The organism is Acidovorax sp. ACV01 (assembly GCF_014851495.1).
In the GTDB taxonomy this organism is placed as follows: Bacteria; Pseudomonadota; Gammaproteobacteria; order Burkholderiales; family Burkholderiaceae_C; genus Acidovorax; species Acidovorax radicis.
This window is the reverse complement of record NZ_JACUZT010000005.1, coordinates 449,136-469,606: the sequence shown is the minus strand read 5'-3', so window position 1 is coordinate 469,606 and position 20,471 is coordinate 449,136. Positions and strand designations below refer to the sequence as shown.

The window sequence follows — 20,471 nt, the reverse complement described above, 5'->3', positions numbered from 1 at the left end:
AGCGGTGGTCTGGCGCGCTTCTTCAGTAATCAGAACCGGTGGCCTCCAACCTGGTTGCCGTAGCGGCTCATCCGACAGGGACCATTCGCACCGAGCGCCCCCGACGTCTCCTTCACAGAAGAATTCGTTCAAAGGGCGCTCGGTCTTACAGTTTGGGCAGTAGCGAATCATTTCAACGGGTTCGGGAAGGTGCAGCTGTGATGTGGGAGTTGTGGCCTTGGGCGCCCAATATGTCGCGCAGCCGATCCATGTCGCCGGGGCGTGGAATTCCGGCAAGCCAAACTGTGCCATCCGTGTCGAACATGACGTCAAGACTCCGGTGGCCAGCAGTGACGGGGGCTTGGAATGCAGAAAAGCGGTCGCGGCCTAGGTCGGTGAGCTGATGCAGCCGTTGGTTGTCGCTCCCTCTGAGAGGCAAGGTTTGGGGCATGTCCACCCGATATGGGTCTGAGATCAGCGCGTCGATCTGCCCGCCTACGAGCGAAGAGTGGCTCGCAATATGCTCAAAAGGGTAGCCGCTGAAGACCAGCACGTCCTGGTCTACCGCCAACGGCAGATCTACCAGCAACGCGGCAAGCGCATCCGGTTGGTCGAACGGCTCACCACCTGAGATCGTGACGCCGTTCGCTTCGGGTAACCAGCGTGCCACTGCGCTCACAACCTCTGCGACCGTCGTGGCCGTCCTGCCTTGCACCCAAGTATCAGCAGAAATACAGCCGGGACAGCGGATGCTGCAACCCTGAAACCAGATTCCAACGCGCCGCCCAGGGCCCAGCGTTGTTACGGGATAGTGCAGGCGCGACAGGTATATCTTCACGTCGGCCTCAGCACCGGAGTCGCTCAAGGCGCTGCGAGTCTGCGGAGTAGGAAAGCGCAAAGGGCTCGCCGGGCTGGACGTCTTCGTCGAACAACTGGCGCGCCAGCGGATTCACCAGCAAGGCCTCGAGTTGGTTGCGGATGCCCCGGCCGCCGTTAGAGAGGTCCCGTAAGCACTCAGCCTTCAGATAGGTCGTAGCGATGTCTTCCAGCGAGACTAGATAGCCCTTGGATTTTAGATCTGCAAGTATCGAGTCCAACATGTGCGCGAAAATCTGCTCAGCCACGTCCTGGCGAACGAAATCGAAGACGATGATGTTTTCGCCGATTCTGTTGAGGATCTCTGGGCGATTCAGGACAAGCTTGAAGTGGTCCTGGATCTCCGACAAAACCTTGTCCCGCATCACGTCGTAGGTGTCCTCCGGGCGGACGTTAGGGACACGGTGACCGGACTCATCCGTCTTGTAGATGCCAAGGTTGGACGTGAAGATGATGAGCGTCTCAGAGAAATACACCCGGTCGCCACGGCCCGAGGTGAGCACGCCGTCATCCAGGATCTGCAAGAACTTGTCTAGGATGCGAGGGTGCGCCTTCTCGATTTCGTCGAACAGGACCACGCTAAATGGCTTTTCCCTCACCGCGTTCGTCAGCTCACCACCCATGTCGTAGCCCACATAGCCGGGAGGCGCTCCAATCAAGCGCTGGTCAGCGTGTTCGGCGCTGAACTCGGACATATCGAACCGGATGTAGGCGCTCTCGTCACCAAACAGCAGGCTCGTGATGGTCTTGGCAAGCTCGGTTTTGCCTACGCCCGTCGGCCCAGCCAGGAAAGCCACTCCACGCGGTCGATTGCCTCGCTTGCCACCAACGCCCGTGACGGCCCGCTTCACCAGATCGAGCATGTGCGTGACTGCTAGCGGCTGCCCTTTGACGCGTCGACGTACGAGGTCATCCCCCCCCTTGATCTTGTTTCGGTCGAGCCTTTGCCATGGGTCCTCGGTCACGCCAACCTTGTAGCGCCGGACCGCATCCCCGATGTTGGCGAACTGGACCCCTTCGACCTTCCCAAGGGTCGCTATGGCGTTCAGGTCGTGTACCAACAACCCCTCGGTGCTCTCGACGAACTCGTTGGCAGCCGTCTCACGCTCCTCTTGCTTGGCGTCTCGGAAGCCCGGAACGATCTGCAGGAGTGCAGGCGCCAAGACTCGCCTAACGACTTGGTCGGGTTTCGCTACCGGAATGACACGAATTCGAGGGTTGCCAACGACAAGCCAGTCCGGGAGGTCGCCTTCGCGCTCCACGATCCAGACGACGGTGTTGAAGAAGCTCTTGGTTTGACCCTCGACGGGGCGGGCGCGAGCCTCGTGGGAAAGGATCAATGCCTGAGTGAAGAGCTGGTGCTCGGCCGGCGTCAGGTTCTCAGAGCTGACCGTAAGGCGAGAAGCGAAATCCACAATCAACGCTGCAGGCGTACGCTCGTGCCGCACAAGTTGCGGCATAAAGCCGAGAAGAGCGCCCAGACCAGCGGGAGTTCCGGCCGCTACGGACAGATCAAGGAGACCCTCCGTTCCTGGGGAAGCCGGCGGAACGGTAGGCGCCATCGTCTGAAAGCCCCGCAGCTGGTCGAAAAGAACCACCTGGCCGTAGCCATGCCCGAACAGCGCATTCGCGAGTGTCTGGTCGAAGCGCATGGATGTCACGATGCCCTGCGGCAGCTGGGTAGCCTGTAAGTCTCTGACATTCCCAGTCAGCACGAACTGGCTCTTCAGCGGAAGGAAGCGCCGCAAGTCCTGGAGCCAGCGCGGATCGCTGTATGCAGCTGCCATCTTCCTAACCCTCCCCTTGTGTAAGTGATCGTTAACCTAACACACTTAAGCATAGGGTGGAATGGCAATAGCTGCGTCTGATTGGTGGTTCAGACGTCTATGGCTAGGAGATACCCACTCCCGCCAACCAGAACATCCAAACGACGCCCCATCCCCCGTAAGATTCCTGCATCATGCCAACCAAACCAACCTGGACACAGGAAGCCCTCGAACAGCCTTGGGATCCACCGCGGCCTTGAACTTGGCACCCGCCACAAACTTCGGCACCGTGCTTGCGGGGATCTTCAGCGCCGCACCGGTGGATGGGTTCTTGCCCGTGCGTGCTGCACGCTTGGCCGACTTGAAAGTCCCAAAACCCACCAGCTGCACGGCGTCACCCTTCTTGACGGCCGTCTGGATGGTGTCGATCAGCGTTTCCAGCACCGCATTGGCTGCGGTCTTGGACAGGTCATTCTTGGAAGCCAGGATTTCAACGAGTTCTGCGCGGTTCATGGATGCTCACGAGTAGAGGTTGGAAAGGACCGATTTGTACCGCCGCCGCTGACACGGCCCTTGCGACGACTCAATGCTGCAGTGCACTTCTTGGCAAAAACTCCACGCCCGTGCGCTTCACCAACTCCTGGTAACTGATCGGCCGCCCAACCGTCTCCCCCTCGCGGTTCTCTTGCCAGTGCGCCCATGCCTTGTTGGTCGTGGCGTCATAGACCAGCTTGTACAGATAGGTGGGCACCTTCACCCCATTGGCCCCAATGCGTGGCCCCGCATCCGTGAACACCGGCCCGGTGATCACAAACACCTCCCCCTTGGCCCGCTTCACATAGTGCCGCGTGTCCTGCTCGATCTTGTTCCAGGCGCCCCCGTTGTGTTGGGCGTTTTGGGGAACCATGTTCGCCAGACTGAAGCTCTGGGCCATGGCCGTCGGCGTCGGCATGTCTCCCGCAGGCGCCATGTGCCCACGGCTGTAGCCAGAGTGCTTGTAGTCCTCCAGCTCCGCCCGCTCCCCACTGGGCAGGCGTGCATCTGCAAAGAACCGCTTGGCCCGTTTCTCGTCCGCTTCCTCGATGAGCCTGCGGTTCAGGCGCTGGGCCACAAACACCGGTGTCTTGGTTGTGCCGGAGTGCAGCACCGCAAAGGCCTCATAACAAAGCTCGCGTAGCTGCGGCCGGGGCGTGATGGCCGGTGGTGTGCCATTCGCAAAGAACTGCGGGCACTGCGTAAAGGAGGTGGGCTCGGGCGTGAGCAGGGCCGCACTGTCGAACTGCGGAGAACGTGCCAGGGAAAGATTCGGGAGAGCAACGCTGACGAGAGACAGGGCCAGCACAGCCGCCAGGCGCACACGGCCTGGCCAAGAGAACAAACGATTCACAGAAGAGGTAATCAAGTCAAACAAAACGGAGCCCGATTGGAGCACCGTTCATGTCTCTCTCCTGGCCCGAATACTCGGACGTCGCAGGGTTTTACAGCTGCTTGCAGAGATGGAGGGGCCACAAACAGAAAGGGCTCCCCAAAGGGAGCCCTTTCTGCCTGCCCGCCCCTGCGGTTCAGTTAACACTCCCCATGGCAGCAGCACCCGCAAATGCAAAGTGCCACCACCATGGGAAGTCCCGCAACTGCTTCAACCAATCTCAGCAGTTGGTCTGCCAAATTACATGGCGCTGAATTCGCCCGAAGGGATCTGGCCGGTGCGCAGAGCTTCGGCCGCCTGGGCACGCACGGCAGCGCGGTCAGCCGTGGACTTGTAGGTCACCACACGCGAGCCTGCAGGCTCGATGGAGCGGGTCTGGGCCACGGTGGCGGCTTCGGCGGCCACTTCAGCGCGGGTGCGGTTCGTGTCGAACTTCAGGGCGAATTGCGAGCCATCGGCTTCGTCAGCATGGGCACCAAAAGCAGCGAAAGCGGCAACAGCGGCGACGGAGAGGAAACGGGCGGTCTTGTTCATGATGAAAATCCTTGAAAGTTAAAAAGCGTCTCAAAAAAGCCGGGTCAAAAACCATTCCTGAACCGGGTTCGGTGAGTCGCCTTGCGGGTTCGGCTCATCGATGGGATGAACTGTACGCCGATGGTGTTCAGAGAAAAACCACTTGGTCGCGAACTGACTGTTCCAGTATTGAAAACAATCAATCTGCCCTGGCTTGGCTTTCCACTGCAGTCCATTGGTGTCTCCAATGCCCGCCAAGTCCGCCAGCGTTTCGGGATGTCCACCTCGCATTGACGCAGCGCAATCCCAGCCGCTTTTTGCCTTGGGACAAGTGGGGGATTCTGCGTAACATGCCGATACAACCAACCAAGGAGACACATGAAGGCAGCATTGTTCGCGCTCATCCTGAGCGCATCTACCACGGCCAGCGCAGCACCGGTTCAGCCTCTGTCGAGCTCAGACCTGTCTTTCTCTGCCGCGTCGGGCTCATCGACCCTCTTTGAAGCCAAGGGCCGTACTGGCAGCAAGCGGGTAGGTGGCAAGGGCCACAGTGGCAAGGGTGGCCGCTACGTCGGTGGCCACAAGTAAAGCGCAGATCGGAGTACTCATGAAGCCTCTCCTGCTTGCCGGTGCGCTGGCACTGTCCCTCTTCGCTGTGCCTGCCATAGCCAAAGGAGGCAGCCATTCCGTCAGTGGACACACCACCAAGAACGGCACCTATGTTCCGCCCCATCACGCGACCAACCCTGACCGTTCCAAGACCAACAACTGGAGCCACAAGGGCAACGTGAACCCGTATACGGGCAAAGGGGGAACGAAGAAGGATTGACGCCCGTACAGAGGCATTCAGAGGGCCGCCCACCGAGGCGGCTTTATTCATTGTGGGCGACTCACAAATTGCGCATGCGTACTCTTCTAGCAATCATGGCACTGACGCTGGTTGCAATGGCCCCTAGTGCCCCGGCCTACCACTGCGAACACGATGGCGATGTGGTGAAGCATGTTCCATCAGGCGTTGGCAGAGCTTTGACGCAATGGCACCGGCCATGGGCGCATCCGAACTTGGGACTCTTTCCGCGTATCTTCAGGATGTCCAACGGTCATGGCACTGCACCCGACCTTTGAAGTAAGCCAGAAGCCTGAGCCTGAATTGCGGCTTTGAACTCAAGACCTCTGGCTCCATTTACTGAGCACCAGCGCAAGCCCAGGGCTTTGAGTGCAATACCCAGAGCGATCATCCGAGTGCAACCAACCACAGTCAAACGACATTGATGACTTTTTCACACCAGGCTACCCCTCGTAGTACACCGGAACCTTCGGGCGCTCTCCGTGTACCCCAGCGCACCTATGCAATTGTAAAAACCGATGGGAATGTGGAGGCTTTGATAACTCGGCGCATCTGGTCATGCACGGGTTATGTCGGAGTGAACCCAAAGACAGGCGTGGCGTTCTGCGCCCATTTCGACTCCCCGTTCGCCGTTTTAGGACTCAAACGCATGTTGAAGGACGTCAAAGCCGCGAATGGAGGGAACCTGGAGGGCTTCACCATCTATGACGTGGCAGGCCTGCCCCCTTGGTTCCCGGCAGCTTGCTCCATGATGGCTTTGGTATTTTGGTTTCAAGGATGGAATGTGCTGATCACATGGATTCTGTTGCTGATAGGAATGCTCTTTCTGGCTACAAGATTCATGCTTTCGCTCACCCTAATAATGACGAGTGGGCACAATTTCAAAAGTTTGAAGTACAGACGGCTAGGAGTCATGAACTCATACATGACAGCTTCTGTCCGAATCGACACTGCAGGTCGCCTATTAGTGGACACGGGGCCAGTGCCCGATGACCAGTTTTTTCACCCCCCTAAGCGGCACGGATCGGTCGTCTCAAGATACCTTTTCTACTTTGCACTGCAAAAGGCTCAAGGGTCACGGTGAGCCCGCGTTTAGAGGGCAGCAGCTGCCGCGTCCTGCTCACTTCGGCTCGGCCAATTCAACTGGCAACTTTCCGAAATCCAAGCACACGTGAAACTCCGCAAAAGCTGCACAGCTCGAAGAAGCTACTCTTCCTGCGCCAGGGCCGCGTCGATCACACGCGCGCCGAGCTGGCGCGTGTTCATCGGCTTGCCCACGCCATTGAGTTCTGAAATACCGAGGGCGTGCGCCAGGCTTCGGAGAACCGGCTTTGCGGGGACGACGGGTTGGCCGTTCTGGAATACGTTGATGGTGGTATTTGCCTCGCGAACAATCTCATAACCTGCGAAGGTGACTTTCACCGGTTCGTTGGCAGACGAAGTGGTGCTGTATGAAAGTTGCACTTCATCGGGAAGCAGTCCCGCAACATTGTTGACCGCCTCGATGAGCCGGTCACCCCAGCGCTTGGTCAACGCATAGGTCTTCCCATCAATGTGAAACAGCGTACTGTCATGGACGAAGTAACCGCTCGATGACAGGCCAGCTGCGGCCTCGAACCCTGTTGCGTCGAGGTTGCCCGGCGCGGACAAGAACACAGAGTCGCCGCGCCACGGGATGACTTGGCTGATCTGCAATGGCGTCAAACCATTGCGCAAGGCTTCGGCCACCACCTCGTAGATCAAGCGGCGGCCGGCGATGTTCTCACTGGACTTGCCACCGATTTGCAGGTTATAGCGGGTCAGATTGCGCTCACTGGTCCGGGCGACCGCCTGCTCTTTGGCTTTTTCCTTCTCCCGAATGGCGATTTGATACTGCACAGCTTCGGGCAGCGGAATTACCTGCTGGATGTCCAAAAGAACTCTCTCGGGCAAGGCGTGGGGACGCATCTGCACGCACCGGATATCCAACCCCTGCTGATTCAGCCACAGCACGGCGGTGGTCAGCTCTTGATTGAAACTCGCCGCTGCCAGCACGATCCGGACGGGTTCGTCCAACGCGACTTGCTCTTCTTCCGTCTGTAGGAAATCGCGGATCGCTTGCGCTGGATCTTGCGTGGAGCCGATGTCCGCCAAGTACCGTCGGTGCGCTTCCACGGCCTGCTCAAAGGTCAGGGCGGAAATCATCGCAGCGTAGCGCAATGCCTGAAGCTCCATGTGTGAGCCATCCTCACGCTTGAGTTCGACAACCACCAATCGAGCCCTCTCGTCGAGACACAGCAGATCGATACGCCTATTGGCCCCCACCCAGTCCCCAAACTCTTCTGCCAGCACCATGGTTCTCACGCCAGGGGTGATGGCAGAGATGTTGGCTCGAAGCGCCCTTTGAAGATCTCTGCGTTCCCACAGGCCCAGATCGGTAAAACGCGTCAACGGGATGGGGGCAAGGGTGTTGCCACCGCTCAGTTCGTACAAGGCCATGTCAGCTTTCAGATGAGACTTTGGCTGAAGGGTATCAATGCCCTGGCGCGTAAGAGCATCCCCATCCAGAAAAAAATAGGCCGATCGCTCGCCCTGCCATGGACTATGGTCCCTCTTCACTGTCGCCACAGACGCGGATCTATGCAGGTCCGCCCCAGACCGAGCGGGCCTGGACTCTCCACCGAGAGCTGGGCAGGTCACTACGCCCTGCTCCAACCCGCACAAAGGGCTCAATGGTGATCCAGCGTGCGCGACTCCTTCGGCAAAGCATTGCGATGCCGCGCACAAGCTGGGGAGCGGAGAGCAAGCTCGAACACTTTTCCCAGCATTCAGCTCAGCGCGGCAAAGCGTCTGCCTCACTTCCTGCTGGCTCCATAGCCATGGTGACCATGGCCGTACTGCTTGGTTTGGACTTTGCACAGGTAACTTGCTCTGTAGAAGAACTCGGAGACCGACTCCGGGTCGCTGCGCCGGAGACAGTACGCCGGGCTGTTCGGGAAATGCACCAGTGGCTTGGCTCGCTCCACAGCCTCACCCAACGCGCTTGCCCAAGCCTCACAGATTCGGCTGGAGATATTGCCTTCGGTAGCCTGGTAACGGCCAAGACAATTGAAGGCATGCCCATTCAACAGAACTACGAAGTGGTAATGGACTCGGGCGCAGTCACCTACCTCCCTCACCCATAAAAACCGAACCTTTGTGTCATGGTAGAGCATGCCATTCTTGGCGAGGCTCTGCCGGTTATGCCGGATCTTGGCCTTAAAAGATTCAACGAACCTGGACGCCACAGAGTTGCAAGACTCCACAGAGTCAGCCTTCATATGATCAGGGAAGCGAAGATCAAACCTGAAGGCAAATACCCTAGAGTAATCCGTCATGGATTTACTGACCACGTCGTGCAGTGCCTCTAAACACTCACTGATCATGGGGTACACATTTCCCATGATACGTAGTCCATTGTATTGATCACCACGGTACTCATGGTGATTCTTACTTAAATCGTTGTTCATACCATCAATCGCTATTGACCTTGCTGACTCATCAATAGATGAGCAATAGGAGATTATCTGTCTACTTAACCTAATCATCCGTCTCTCATGCACTAGACAGTCAACATCTAGCCTATAGGTATTTAATACCAATACCTAAATGAAATTGCTATACAAGAACTGCCTATTCACAACGCGATCCCAATGGAGACGAGCATGAATAGACATTAAGAACTGGATGATTTCACTCTGGAAATATGGGTGGACTAGATAGCGTCACGAAGTTCCATGCGCTGACGCAGCCACTGCTCGACCTCTTCCTGAATCCAGCCAACGGATTGGATTCCCAGTTTGATTGGTTTCGGGAATTGATTGTTCTTGATATACAGGTAGAGCGTAGACCGTGGAACACCAGTGAGTTCACACACGCTAGGGAGTCTCAGTACTTTCATGCTTTGCACCTTGAGGGAGTTTCGTACAGAGGATTGCCCCCATGCATTATTTAACCTTCATCGAGAGTTTTTTCGAGAAGACTCCCCCCTCCATCAAAGTCCCGGCGCATGTGTGTAGAAGGATGCAGCCAGGCGCATGCTCATCCCGACTCAAAGGGAGACAATCCTTCGGATGTGCACCTGCATACATAGTGAAACTGGAGCAACTTCCAATGCAAGCAGAGTCAATTTTCACATCTATTTAACATGTAGAATGCTTCTAGACTACATCTTTAATACATCCAACTTACTTCTTGCTTCTCCTCATCTACGCGTCTCCAAGCAAAAATCACTCCACTTAAAATTTCTTTTCACATCATGGAAAAATCTACCGCAAAAGAAGCGATTGCCGAATTGCTCTACATAGACAGATTCTCAGAAAGAGCACTATGTCTAATTTGGATAATTTTTGCCAAAAATTACGGTGAATTTTTAAATATTGATCTCAAATATTGGGCTCATGAAAATTTACTTGAATATTTAAAAACCATTAACAGCCGCCAACTCAACAACTTGCGCACGGGCTTAAAAAGCATGACAGCAATTCCTGAGTCAAAATTCAATTGGGTTTTTAACAACAATCGTCAGGCAATTTGGTTTATACATGAAATTCAACGCCATAGACCTCAGGCAGAAATTAGTTATTCAAGGTTTCCTCAATACCTTACAGGTCGAAGTGCTTGCATTGCCTTATTCGACTATCTTACAGAGAATATTGATATTGGCGAAAAAAACGAATTACTTTCATCTGTGGAAGCTGCATGGAACGAGCACAACTTACTCGACCAAAAATTTGCATGGCTAAACGAAGGAAATACATCCGAGCGCAGAGAGTTTTTTTCCGATTGGATTAGTTCACCCAATAGATTGGGAGCCAGTAGCAAAAGGATTTTCACATCACACGAGAAGATTCTAATGCTACTCGATGAGCAGAGATATACACCAGAAAGAAAAACAATACTTGCCGAAAAACTCCGAACTGCCTGGAATCAAAAGCAGAGAAGAAAAAACAAAAATCAGTTTAATCTACTACTCTCAGACACTACGACCAGAGACCTAAAAACTCTGGCACAAAAATATAAAATCAGCCAAACAGAAATTGTTGAAATACTAATATATTCCGAGGCCCGCGATAACCACCACATAAATACACGACTAAAGTATCTAGAAGCCATCCGTAATCCGCAAGAGCCTTAAGGAAAAACCAAATATTCTCCGCTCATCTTAAGTGCAGCCTTGAAGAGAAAAATAAAATTGGCATTCTGAAATTAATGCATCACTAATTTCATTGAGCAACTGAGCCACGCTTAATGTTTCATATGTGGCATCTTTTCTTCAATGCGCCGTCTCGAAAGTAGGTTGCATCGATCTTGCTTTCGATGATGCGAGCACACGCGTGCTCCGCAAACCAGTTCGGGTAGTGGCCCCCGGCCCAAGCGCGAAATACTGACCGAAGTTCATGCGGATCGATCCCGTCTTTGTTCAGCGCACGGTGGCTGGCGACCTTGTCTGCACAGTGACACCAGTACCGTCGAGCATCCGGGTCATGGGCCGCAAACCAGGCATTGAGTTGCTCGATCATCTCCCGGCGAGTCGGGCAGTACACAAGCCTGAAGTCCATTGGTGGCGCAGCCGGTACCGGCACCGAAGCTGGAGCGTCACCCAGCATGAAGACCACCCGATCGCCCGCACCATCCAGTGCGATCGAGTACAGCTCCTCGGTGGCGCTCGTCTCGATGTCCAGCGACACCACCTTCAACACCGGGCGCCAACCGGTCGCGGGCTTCAACCGGCCGTCGAGGATGGTCGAGCCTTCACGCAGGCCTCCCTCGACAAGGACACCAGCCGTGATGAAACGCTCCATCAGATAGCGGTCGTGCGGGCGGACATCCGCTTCGTAAAGCGGTATTCCCAGAGGCTGGAGTGCGCGTGCCAGCTTGCCGAGATCGCGAAACCTGCGAGCGTAGACACCGAGCACAGGCTCCTGCTCGAATGTCTTAAGACCGAGTTCCCTCACCTCCAGGCCCTGCAGGGTCGCCAGTGAAGCTTGTGCCGCAGCCCGGTGGCGGGCTGGCAGAAAGGCGACCGAGCTCTGCCGGGTCAGAAGCACCTTCTTGGGCCCGTCGTCGGTGGCCAGCCAGTATTCGATCTCGGTGCCGTCTGGGAGGTCGCGCCAGTTGCGGGTGAGGAGGAAGCCCCGGAGTTCGGTGGTTGCGAGGGCTGAGGACATCAGGTGGAGAAGAGGACGCTGGCGCGGAAACTCTGATGCATTGGGCTAGATGGGAGGATCTGCGTGGCGCTCTTGCGCATGATACTGATGTTTTGTACAGTATTGCAAAAACCGACACCGAGAAGGCTATGCACAAACCATCCCGCTATGTATTCCGTCCTGCCCGACCGGCTCCCGCCTTGCTGCGGCGTATCTGGGCGTGGTTTTGAGTTGCTATTGAAGCTCCACATGGGCCAACCTTCGCCGTCCGCCATGATGCCCCGCTGCATTCTCAAATCATGCCCCACCGGGCTGTGCGTAGCCAGAGCGAAGTCAGGGGTGGGGACTGTTTGTGCCGACCGTTCGAGGCTGATCAGGGACATTGAGCGTGACGGCCCGACTGCCAGAAGCTCTCGGAACCAGTCGTTCCGCCAGTCGCGCCTCCGTTAGCGCTTTACGGGAGTGAACTGCACGTACCAGCGTTTGTCGAAGGTTGCCTCAGCTATCGGGAGCTGGTCAAGAGGACGGGAGTAGAGTTTTTGCCACGAAGTGCATTGCAGCATAGTGTGGCCTCGGACATCGACGCGAAGCAAGATCTGGCTGCCGGTGAAGAAGTCACCACGAAGCCTACAGGTGAAAAAAGGGCACCTGCACGGGCAAGCAAGTCGGCAACATTTTCGGCGCCGATGCCTAAGGACTCGTGAATTGCGCCCTACAGGCTTGCAGCAACAGCCAACAAGGGATGCAGCGAAGCCACTGTGGGCATTCGTACAAGCAGGTCGGACGACCAGATTACGAACGCTTCCCCAGCAGACCCTGCCTTGACCTCCGTCGTCCCACGTACCTCATTCGTCCACTGCGAGATGTGCGCCACGACGGTCCTGGCAGTGGAGCGGTCACTTGGGTCGCGAAATACAGAGAGTACTAGCCGCGCTCATAGCTTCGCTAAAAGTGAATGGCAGCAGTTAGCCCAAACAGCCGCACCAGGCTATCCGAGAACGCTCTCCTCTTGACTCAGGGACAACTGGTGCTGCTCAAAAATCGGTGGCGCTTTCGCGGATGGCCCGGCCATATAGTTTTTTTGACCCTAAGCATGCGCGGAAAGATCACCTGGCCATGCGTCAAATTCTGGCAACGATCTGGCAACGATATAAAAACAAAAAGCCTCGCTACATTTTCTGCAGCAAGGCTTTCAATGTTCACAAGGTGTTGGTGGTAGGACGTACAAGATTCGAACTTGTGACCAACGGATTAAAAGTCCGCTGCTCTACCAACTGAGCTAACGTCCCAACCGATTGCAGCCAATCTTGGCAGACTGCTGCAAAGCCTTGAATTATAGCGTCGTTTTTTCGTCCTTTTGAGAAGTTGCGGCGAGTTTGTCCAGCACCCACCCCGCAGCACACTGACCAAAGGTGGCCGTCACCGCAACGACCGAGCCATACCCATGACAGTTCAGGGAACCATCTCCTTCCAAATTACATGACGCATCGGGCGGCGCCACCGCTTCCCGGCTGAAGACGCAAGTCACTCCTATTTTTTTACCATCGCGTGCTGCGCGGTGGTGCTTGCGCATGCGATAGCGAAGTTGCGCCAGCAAAGGATCGTGGGTCGTCCGGGCCAGATCGTCCACATCCACTTGGTGCGCATGGCGTTTGCCCCCAGCCGCGCCAACCGTGATGTGCAAAACCTTCTGGGCTTGGGCCCAGACCGCGATGGCCGTCTTGGCTTGAACTTGATCACATGCATCAATCACCGCATCAACGGGCAGGGAAAGCAGACTGGGCCAGTTCCCGGGCTCCACAAAATCCTCTACGCAGTGGACCTTGCATTGGGGGTGTATTTGGGAAATCCGGTCGCGCATTGCCAGAACCTTGGCCTGTCCGACCGTTTCGGTAAGCGCGTGAATCTGGCGATTGATGTTCGACTCGGACACATGGTCGAGATCGATCAAGGTGACCTCCCCCACCCCACTGCGCGCCAAGGCCTCCGCGGCCCACGAGCCCACCCCCCCGATACCCACTACCACCACATGCGCCCTGCGGATGCGGCGTGACCCTTCTACGCCATACAGTCGCTCCAGCCCGCCAAAACGGCGTTCAAGCGCTACATCTTCGAGCGCCCCCACGGGTGGTGCTGCCTGCAAACGCGCTTCGCCGACCATTACTTCAAGCGCGACAGGCGTTCCTTGGCCGCCACTGCAGCTTCGGACTGCGGGTACGCGCGCACGAGATCCTCCAGGGTCTTGCGAGCCGTTCGCGTGTCTTTGAGTTCAATCTGGCAGTTGGCAATGGACAAGGCAGCCTCTGGCGCACGTGCGTGACTCGGGGCATCAGACAACATCAGCTTGAAATTGCCAATCGCTTCCTTGTACTCGCGGGTAGCGTACTGTGCGTTCCCGAGCCAGAAGCGCGCCGAAGGCGCGAAGCCGCTGCGTGGATACTGTCGGACAAAGGCTGCAAAAGCCGCACCGGCTTCTGGAAACTTGCCCGAACGAAACACGGCCAACGCCGTCTCAAAGTCCTTTTTCTCCGCAGGATCTGCCTGGAACTCCTGCCCATCCAAGGTCACCTTGACCGGTTCAAACTGCCGCAGACGGTCGTCTACCCCTTGGGCAATGTCTTTCTGGCGCCGCTGCAGATCAGCCGCATCGCGCAACAGCTGTTCATTCTGACCACGAAGCGTTGACTGCTCCGCGCGCAGTGCATCGATCTGACTTTGCAGATCCAGCAGGCTGCGCCGCAGCTGGCCATTCTCTTCGCCAAGCCTGCGCATTTCTTCCGCAGTCCGTTGTTGAGACAGCTGCATGCTGTCCACACGCTGCCGCATTTCGAGGATCGCACGGCGAGCTTCGCCATCCTCGAAAATTGCGGCGTGGCCCGTAGACACCAAGGCGGCCGACAGCGTTACTGCCGCCAACGCCTTGAGACGATAGGACAAAAAAATCGCGCGCATCAACGGTAGGACAGTTCTGCCCGGCGATTCTGCGCATGCGCGTCCTCGGAGTTACCCTGGGCTGCAGGCTTTTCTTTGCCAAAGCTCACGGCTTCCACTTGGCTGTCTTGCACGCCCAACAGAGCCAGCGAACGGCGCACCGCTTCGGCACGCTTTTGGCCCAGCGCCAGGTTGTACTCGCGACCACCACGGTCATCCGTGTGGCCTTCAATCATCACCTTGCGGTTGGTACCTGCCTTGATGAAGCGGGAATGCGCTTCGATCAGCGACTGGAACTCCGGCTTGATCACATAGCTGTCGTAGTCAAAATAGACAATGCGGCTCACGCCGACAGGCCCCGCAGCATCACGGCCCGACTGGCCAAGATCCACACCAGCCACACCACTCTGTGCGGTATTGCCAGAGTTGGCGCCACTGTTGCCGCCCATGGTGGAGGTGGCGTTCTTGTCTTCGACAGGCACGTCGTCCAGCTTCACGCCAGAGCTGCATCCGGCAACCAGTGCGACAACGGTAAGGGCAAGGGTAAAACGTTTGATCATCCAAAATTCTCCTGAAAACTTGATATTTGAAAGTGCGGATAAGTTCATTGCTTTTGAAACGGACCCCAGTCGGGCTCGCGGATATCACCCGCCTGACCGGCAAGCCGGGCCTTGATCTTGCCGTCGAGCGTCGTGGTCATGAGCGCCTCACGACCTTGCTGCTGGGTGGCATAAACGATAAGGCGGCTATTGGGCGCGAAGCTGGGGTTCTCGTCGGCCGTCGTGTCCGTGACCGCATTCACGGTGCCAGAGGACAGGTCCATGACGTGCAGCTTGAAAGCCCCACCGACACGGGAGACGTAGGCCAGCCAGCGACCATCGGGACTGACGCTGGGGGAGATGTTGTAGCTGCCGGTAAACGTCACACGCTCCGCATTGCCACCGGATGTGGAGACCTTGTAGATCTGCGGTGCGCCACCACGGTCACTGACAAAGTAGATGCTGCGGCCGTCACCGGAGAACATGGGCTCCGTATCAATGCCGGCGCTCTGCATGAGGCGGCGCGGCTCGCCGCCGTTGGCGTCGATGGTGTAAAGCTGGGAACCCCCGTCGCGGCTGAGCGTCACGGCAAGGGAGCGGCCATCCGGAGCCCAGGCCGGGGCACTGTTGGACCCCCGGAAGTTGGCAATCAGGCGCCTGCGGCCGGACGCCACATCATGCACATAGACAACCGGCTTGCGAGATTCAAACGACACATAGGCCAGCTGCCCACCATTGGGCGACCATGCGGGAGAGATGATGGGCTCGGGGCTTGACAGTGCCGATTGGGCATTCTCGCCATCGGCGTCTGCCACCCACAGGCTGTACCGGGAACCTGTCTTGGTGACATAGGCGATGCGTGTCGAGAAAATGCCGCGCTCGCCCGTCAGCTTTTCATAGATGAAATCCGCAATGCGGTGCGACACCAAGCGCAGATCGCCTTGGGTGACCACAAAGCTCTGGCCACCCAGGTCCTGTCCCTTCACCACATCCCAAAGGCGAAACCGCACATCGAAGCGCCCATCCGCAAGGCGCGTGACACTGCCGGTGGCCAAGGAGTCCGCACTCTTCTGGCGCCACAGGGCTACATCCGGGCGGGCAGTTTCGTCCAGCACCGCACCGGAAGCATCCACAGCGCGGAACTGGCCGCTGCGCTCCAGGTCAGCCTGGACAATGGCCGCAATCTTCTGGGGTGACTGCGCCTCGCCCCTGAACGGTGCAATCGCGATGGGCAACTGGGTCAAGCCAACACCTGTGACCTCGACGCGAAATTGCGCAAGGGCTGGCAGTGCGGGGGTCGAGAGCAGCGCTGCCAACATGTGGCGGCGCAAGGGATGCGGCAAAGCCGCAGGAGATGGGTGTGTAGAGATTCGATCTGTGGTCATTGGCATCCAGCGGTAGCCGAACAAATGCCGAAAGGCAAACCCGAATGTTACACACAGCAGGGAAACCCCTGTGACAAAACGTGCGACCCCAGGACATATCCGTGCCGATTTTTTGAAGCGCACAACCTGCTGCGAAGAAATGTCCCACCGGCACCGTCACAGCCCACAACCGTAGAATCCGGGCCACATGCAAGCCACAGACACGGGCGCCGCGCCTCCCAATACTCCCTCCCCGCCCGCTGCAAGCCTGGCCACTCGCCTGCGTCGGCTGTCCGTTTATTTTGGCAACCAGCGAATGGCCTGGAGCCTCGCGGTGGTAGCCACCCTCGTGGGCGCGATCACCGAGCCACTGATTCCAGCATTGCTGCAACCTCTGCTCGATCGAGGCTTCACCCAGGGAACCCTGCAGCTGTGGATGGTGCCACTGGCCATCCTGGGCGTGTTCTTCGTGCGTGGAGTTGCCCAGTTCGTCGGCCAGTACGCGCTGGCACGCATTGCCAACGAAGGCATGCTGACGCTGCGCCAGTCGCTGTTCGACAGGGTTCTTGCTGCCGAGATGGGCCTGTTCTCGCGGCAGTCGGCCAGCACGCTGTCCAACACGGTGGTGTACGAGGTGCAAACCGGGGCAACCTTGCTCGTGCAGGCACTGCTCGGGGTATCGCGCGACGGATTCACGCTGGTGGCGCTGCTGGTGTATCTGCTGTACCTCAACTGGCAGCTCACGCTGATCGTTGCCGTGGTCGTGCCGGGCGTGGCCTGGATCATGAAAACGCTGTCCCGGCGCCTCTATCACCTGACCAAGAGCAGCCAGCAGGCCACCGACGAACTCGCCTACGTGGTGGAAGAAAACGTGCTGGCCCACCGCATGGTGCGCCTGCACGGCGCGCAGCCTGGGCAGGCCGGGCGCTTCGCCACCCTGAGCCAGAGCCTGCGGCGCCTGGCGATCAAGTCCACCATCGCCTCCGCCGCCATGACGCCGCTGACCCAGCTGCTGGCCGCTGCAGCGCTCTCCGTGGTGATCTGCATTGCACTGTGGCAAAGCCGCGGCACTGTGGACGCCAAGGATGTCACCGTCGGTGGCTTCGTGTCGTTCATTACGGCCATGCTGATGCTCATCGCCCCTATACGCCGCTTGGCCGATGTCGCCAGCCCCATCACACGGGGCGTCGCCGCCCTGGAGCGGGGGCTGGCACTGCTGGGAGACACGGGCGCCGAAACAGGTGGCCAGTTCCGCAAGGACCGCGCCCAGGGAGCACTGGAGCTCAGGCAGGTGACGGTGTCGTTCGGTCCAGACCACGCCCCGGCGCTGGACCACATCAGCTTGCGCGTGGAGCCTGGCGAAATCGTTGCCTTGGTCGGCCCGTCCGGTGCGGGCAAGACCACGCTGGTCAACCTGTTGCCACGGTTTGTGACGCCCGCTTCGGGTGAAATCCTGGTCGACGGGAACCCGTTGCCAGAGTGGGACCTCGGATCGCTGCGCTCCCAATTCGCCATGGTGAGCCAGGACGTAGTGATGTTCAACGATACCGTCGCGGCCAACGTAGCACTGGGCCATGAGGTGAATGAGGCGCGCGTGCAGGCGTGCCTGGCCGCTGCCAACCTGGCCGAGCACGTGGCAGCACTGCCCCGGGGCATGCACACCGTGGTGGGCCACAACGCCACACAATTGTCGGGAGGGCAGCGCCAGCGGCTGGCGATTGCGCGGGCACTGTACAAGGATGCCCCTATCCTGATTCTGGACGAGGCCACCTCGGCGCTGGACACCGAATCCGAGCGGCTGGTCCAAGATGCCCTGCAGCGCCTGATGCAAGGGCGCACCACCCTGGTCATTGCGCACCGCCTGTCCACCATCGAGCATGCGAACCGGGTCGTCGTCATGGAACGTGGGCGCATTGCCGAACAAGGCACCCACACGGAGCTGATGGCAATGGGCGGGCTGTATGCACGCCTTCAGACGCGGCCTGCCTCGGGCGAAGCCGCCGCATTGCAATGATCTGAAAACACCGCGCCTGCTGCGCGATGGCCCATCGCAAGGCGCCTACCAACGGCCCCGGTTGGGCTGCCGCTTGCGTATGGCTGCGGCGATCTTGTCGGCAGATTCAGTACGGCTCACACGCAGGGCAAAGTCTGCAGCCGTGAGGCCCAGCTGGTTCTTGAGTGCTGGATCAGCGCCCTCGTCCAGCAAAAGCTGCACGGCCTCGCTGGAGCCGTAATGCGCAGCCATCATGAGGGGCGTGGTGCCGTTGGGCGAGGCTGCATCGATGTAGGCATGGTTCTCCAGCAGCAATGCGATGATGGCTGCATGCTGGCGCGAGCCTGCAGAGGCCGCATAGTGCAAAGGCGTCCAGCCCGTCTTGTTCACGTCGGCGTCACGTGCCAGCAGCGCCTTGACGGCTTCTACGTTGCCCTTGAGGGCCGCCATCATCAAGGGGCTTTCGTCCTGCGCATTGCGTGCTTCGACATCCACCTGGCGGGAGGCCAACAAAGCCGCAAAGGCCTTGACCGAACCATTTTGCAAGGCGATGGTGAGGCCCACCTGCCCTTTCGGATCGCGCGTATTCGGATCAAAACCCCTGCGCAACAGCGCGGCAATCGCAGCATCGTCATCGCGCAGGATGGCGACAAAAAAATCCTCGTAGGCTCCGGCCCAGATGCCAGGGGCAGTCAGCCCCAGCGCCAAGGTCGCCAACACGCTGCGGCGATGGCAAATCATGCGGTCACCCCCTTGAACAGGATGTCAAAGTTGCGGCTGGTGGCCTCGGCCACTTCTTCCAGCGCCAGCCCCTTGGTCTCGGCCACCTGCCTGGCCACGTAGGGCACATACGAGGGGTTGTTGGTCTTGCCGCGATACGGCACGGGCGCCAGATAGGGGCTGTCGGTTTCAATCAGGGTACGGTCCAGCGGCACAAAGGCCACCACGTCGCGCAGCTCCTGGGCGCTCTTGAATGTCACGATGCCCGAGAACGAAATGTAGTAGCCCAGATCGAGCGCCGCACGCGCCACCTGCATGGATTCGGTAAAGCAGTGGAAAACGCCGCCGGCCCGGTTGCCGGGGCCGTCCTCGCCCTCCTCGCGCAGGATGGCGAGGGTGTCGTCCGACGCGCTGCGCGTGTGGATGACCAGGGGTTTTTCGCACACCCGGGCCGCACGGATGTGGTTGCGGAAACGGTCGCGCTGCCACTCCAGATCGGCAATGCTGCGCCCCCCTTTGCGGTCTTCCATGCCGTAGTAGTCGAGCCCTGTTTCGCCGATGGCCACCACACGTGGCAAGGCAGCACGGTCCAGCAGGTCCTGCACCGAAGGCTCGGCGATGCCTTCGTTGTCGGGGTGCACACCCACCGTGCTCCAGAAGTTGTCGTGGGCCATGGCCAGGGCATGCACCCCGTCGAATTCTTCCAGCGTGGTGCAGATGCACAGGGCGCGGTCAACCTGCGCCTCGGCCATGGCCTGGCGGATGGCGGGCAACTGGCTCACCAGTTCCGGAAAATTGAGATGGCAATGCGAATCAGTGAACATGCAGTTTCAAATTAATCGTTTCTGGGGCGCAACGCGTGCCATCAGCGGCGGCGCAGCGCTCGGGGGTAAAGATACGCCATCCGCGCCCTCGCCGTGGGCACCCATAAAAAATGCCGACCAGCCTGCGCGGGTCGGCACGGTCAGTGGGCCAGGCTCAGATGGTCTGGGTGGGCCGGTCGGACCCCAGGGATGTGCCCAGCAGTTCCTCGATCTTGGCCTTGAGCTGGCGCGACTTTTCGTCCTTGGGAAACTGGATGCCCACGCCCTGGGTGCGGTTGCCCGCAGCCCGCGCTGGCGTGACCCATGCCACGCGCCCCGCTACCGGATAGCGCTGCGTGTCATCCGGCAGCGTCAGCAGCACATAGACATCATCGCCCAGCTTGTAGTCTCGCTGGGTGGGGACAAAAATGCCCCCTTCGGCAAAAAAGGGAATGTAGGCCGCGTACAGGGCCCCTTTTTCCTTGATGGCCAGCTGCATGACGCTGGGGCGGGGGGCGGTGGATGGACTGCTCATGGATCTGTGGTG

At 58.4% G+C, this 20,471-nt stretch carries 20 protein-coding genes and 1 tRNA gene; 4 read left to right on the top strand and 17 right to left on the bottom strand.

Translation table 11 applies throughout. The features are described 5' to 3' along the window. Window positions 1-172: 172 nt before the first annotated feature. From IB243_RS17220 to IB243_RS17200, 5 genes are all read right to left on the bottom strand, one after another. On the bottom strand, window positions 173-844 hold the full coding sequence (locus IB243_RS17220; RefSeq protein WP_225584997.1) for a 4Fe-4S cluster-binding domain-containing protein: 672 nt from the start codon (window positions 842-844) through the stop codon (window positions 173-175). Further along, entirely contained in the window at window positions 825-2,642 is a 1,818-nt protein-coding gene (locus IB243_RS17215; RefSeq protein ID WP_192428447.1) for an AAA family ATPase, read from the bottom strand. Before IB243_RS17215 ends, IB243_RS17220 begins: the two co-directional genes overlap by 20 nt. 171 nt (window positions 2,643-2,813) lie before the next feature. After that, window positions 2,814-3,134, bottom strand: a complete 321-nt coding sequence (locus tag IB243_RS17210; RefSeq protein WP_192428446.1) for an HU family DNA-binding protein — start codon at window positions 3,132-3,134, stop codon at window positions 2,814-2,816. A 70-nt stretch (window positions 3,135-3,204) separates the two neighbouring features. After that, entirely contained in the window at window positions 3,205-3,918 is a 714-nt protein-coding gene (locus IB243_RS17205; protein WP_225585023.1) for a DNA/RNA non-specific endonuclease, read from the bottom strand. Between the two features lie 369 nt (window positions 3,919-4,287). Continuing rightward, entirely contained in the window at window positions 4,288-4,581 is a 294-nt protein-coding gene (locus IB243_RS17200; RefSeq protein WP_192428445.1) for a DUF4148 domain-containing protein, read from the bottom strand. Window positions 4,582-4,938: 357 nt separating this feature from the next. Here IB243_RS17200 and IB243_RS17195 point away from each other — a divergent pair, with 357 nt between their 5' ends. Both IB243_RS17195 and IB243_RS17190 read left to right on the top strand, forming a co-directional pair. Beyond that, complete coding sequence (locus tag IB243_RS17195; protein WP_192428484.1) at window positions 4,939-5,148, top strand: hypothetical protein; 210 nt, start codon at window positions 4,939-4,941, stop codon at window positions 5,146-5,148. Window positions 5,149-5,167: 19 nt separating this feature from the next. Beyond that, window positions 5,168-5,389: a hypothetical protein gene (locus IB243_RS17190; RefSeq protein ID WP_192428444.1), complete on the top strand. Its 222-nt coding sequence runs from the start codon at window positions 5,168-5,170 to the stop codon at window positions 5,387-5,389. 1,224 nt (window positions 5,390-6,613) lie between these two features. On the opposite strand, the gene IB243_RS17185 is transcribed toward IB243_RS17190, so the two are convergent. The 3 genes from IB243_RS17185 to IB243_RS17175 all read right to left on the bottom strand — a co-directional run bounded on the left by IB243_RS17185 (window position 6,614) and on the right by IB243_RS17175 (window position 9,326). Next, window positions 6,614-7,885 carry a hypothetical protein gene (locus IB243_RS17185; protein ID WP_192428443.1) on the bottom strand — a complete coding sequence of 424 codons (1,272 nt, stop codon included), beginning with the start codon at window positions 7,883-7,885 and terminating at the stop codon, window positions 6,614-6,616. Window positions 7,886-8,241: 356 nt separating this feature from the next. Further along, complete coding sequence (locus tag IB243_RS17180) at window positions 8,242-8,811, bottom strand: inovirus Gp2 family protein (protein WP_225585022.1); 570 nt, start codon at window positions 8,809-8,811, stop codon at window positions 8,242-8,244. 329 nt (window positions 8,812-9,140) lie between these two features. Next, the gene (locus IB243_RS17175; RefSeq protein WP_192428442.1) at window positions 9,141-9,326 is read right to left on the bottom strand and encodes an AlpA family transcriptional regulator; all 186 of its coding nucleotides are present in this window, start codon (window positions 9,324-9,326) and stop codon (window positions 9,141-9,143) included. Between the two features lie 357 nt (window positions 9,327-9,683). Here IB243_RS17175 and IB243_RS17170 point away from each other — a divergent pair, with 357 nt between their 5' ends. After that, on the top strand, window positions 9,684-10,562 hold the full coding sequence (locus IB243_RS17170) for a hypothetical protein (RefSeq protein ID WP_192428441.1): 879 nt from the start codon (window positions 9,684-9,686) through the stop codon (window positions 10,560-10,562). Window positions 10,563-10,680: 118 nt separating this feature from the next. On the opposite strand, the gene IB243_RS17165 is transcribed toward IB243_RS17170, so the two are convergent. The 6 genes from IB243_RS17165 to tolB form a co-directional block, all read right to left on the bottom strand. After that, window positions 10,681-11,595, bottom strand: a complete 915-nt coding sequence (locus IB243_RS17165; protein ID WP_370540350.1) for a hypothetical protein — start codon at window positions 11,593-11,595, stop codon at window positions 10,681-10,683. 1,192 nt (window positions 11,596-12,787) lie between these two features. Next, window positions 12,788-12,863: transfer RNA gene (locus tag IB243_RS17160), tRNA-Lys, on the bottom strand. Between the two features lie 44 nt (window positions 12,864-12,907). Then, on the bottom strand, window positions 12,908-13,735 hold the full coding sequence (locus IB243_RS17155) for a ThiF family adenylyltransferase (protein WP_192428440.1): 828 nt from the start codon (window positions 13,733-13,735) through the stop codon (window positions 12,908-12,910). Continuing rightward, a complete protein-coding gene (gene ybgF, locus IB243_RS17150; RefSeq protein WP_192428478.1) occupies window positions 13,735-14,526 on the bottom strand; it encodes a tol-pal system protein YbgF in 792 nt (263 codons plus the stop codon). The genes IB243_RS17155 and ybgF overlap by 1 nt, the downstream gene beginning before the upstream one ends. After that, entirely contained in the window at window positions 14,526-15,065 is a 540-nt protein-coding gene (gene pal, locus IB243_RS17145) for a peptidoglycan-associated lipoprotein Pal (RefSeq protein ID WP_010465528.1), read from the bottom strand. Before pal ends, ybgF begins: the two co-directional genes overlap by 1 nt. 44 nt (window positions 15,066-15,109) lie before the next feature. Further along, the gene (gene tolB / locus IB243_RS17140; protein ID WP_029414238.1) at window positions 15,110-16,429 is read right to left on the bottom strand and encodes a Tol-Pal system beta propeller repeat protein TolB; all 1,320 of its coding nucleotides are present in this window, start codon (window positions 16,427-16,429) and stop codon (window positions 15,110-15,112) included. Window positions 16,430-16,616: 187 nt separating this feature from the next. Between tolB and msbA the strand changes: the two genes are divergently transcribed. Continuing rightward, on the top strand, window positions 16,617-18,422 hold the full coding sequence (gene msbA, locus IB243_RS17135) for a lipid A export permease/ATP-binding protein MsbA (protein WP_029414239.1): 1,806 nt from the start codon (window positions 16,617-16,619) through the stop codon (window positions 18,420-18,422). Window positions 18,423-18,467: 45 nt separating this feature from the next. Here the strand turns inward: msbA and IB243_RS17130 are convergent, their stop codons facing one another. The 3 genes from IB243_RS17130 to IB243_RS17120 all read right to left on the bottom strand — a co-directional run bounded on the left by IB243_RS17130 (window position 18,468) and on the right by IB243_RS17120 (window position 20,459). Continuing rightward, window positions 18,468-19,142, bottom strand: coding sequence for an ankyrin repeat domain-containing protein (locus IB243_RS17130; RefSeq protein ID WP_010465534.1), 675 nt, complete (start codon window positions 19,140-19,142; stop codon window positions 18,468-18,470). Next, on the bottom strand, window positions 19,139-19,945 hold the full coding sequence (locus IB243_RS17125; RefSeq protein WP_057224737.1) for a TatD family hydrolase: 807 nt from the start codon (window positions 19,943-19,945) through the stop codon (window positions 19,139-19,141). The genes IB243_RS17130 and IB243_RS17125 overlap by 4 nt, the downstream gene beginning before the upstream one ends. A gap of 154 nt (window positions 19,946-20,099) precedes the next feature. Then, window positions 20,100-20,459, bottom strand: coding sequence for a PilZ domain-containing protein (locus tag IB243_RS17120; RefSeq protein ID WP_010465538.1), 360 nt, complete (start codon window positions 20,457-20,459; stop codon window positions 20,100-20,102). Window positions 20,460-20,471: the final 12 nt, after the last annotated feature.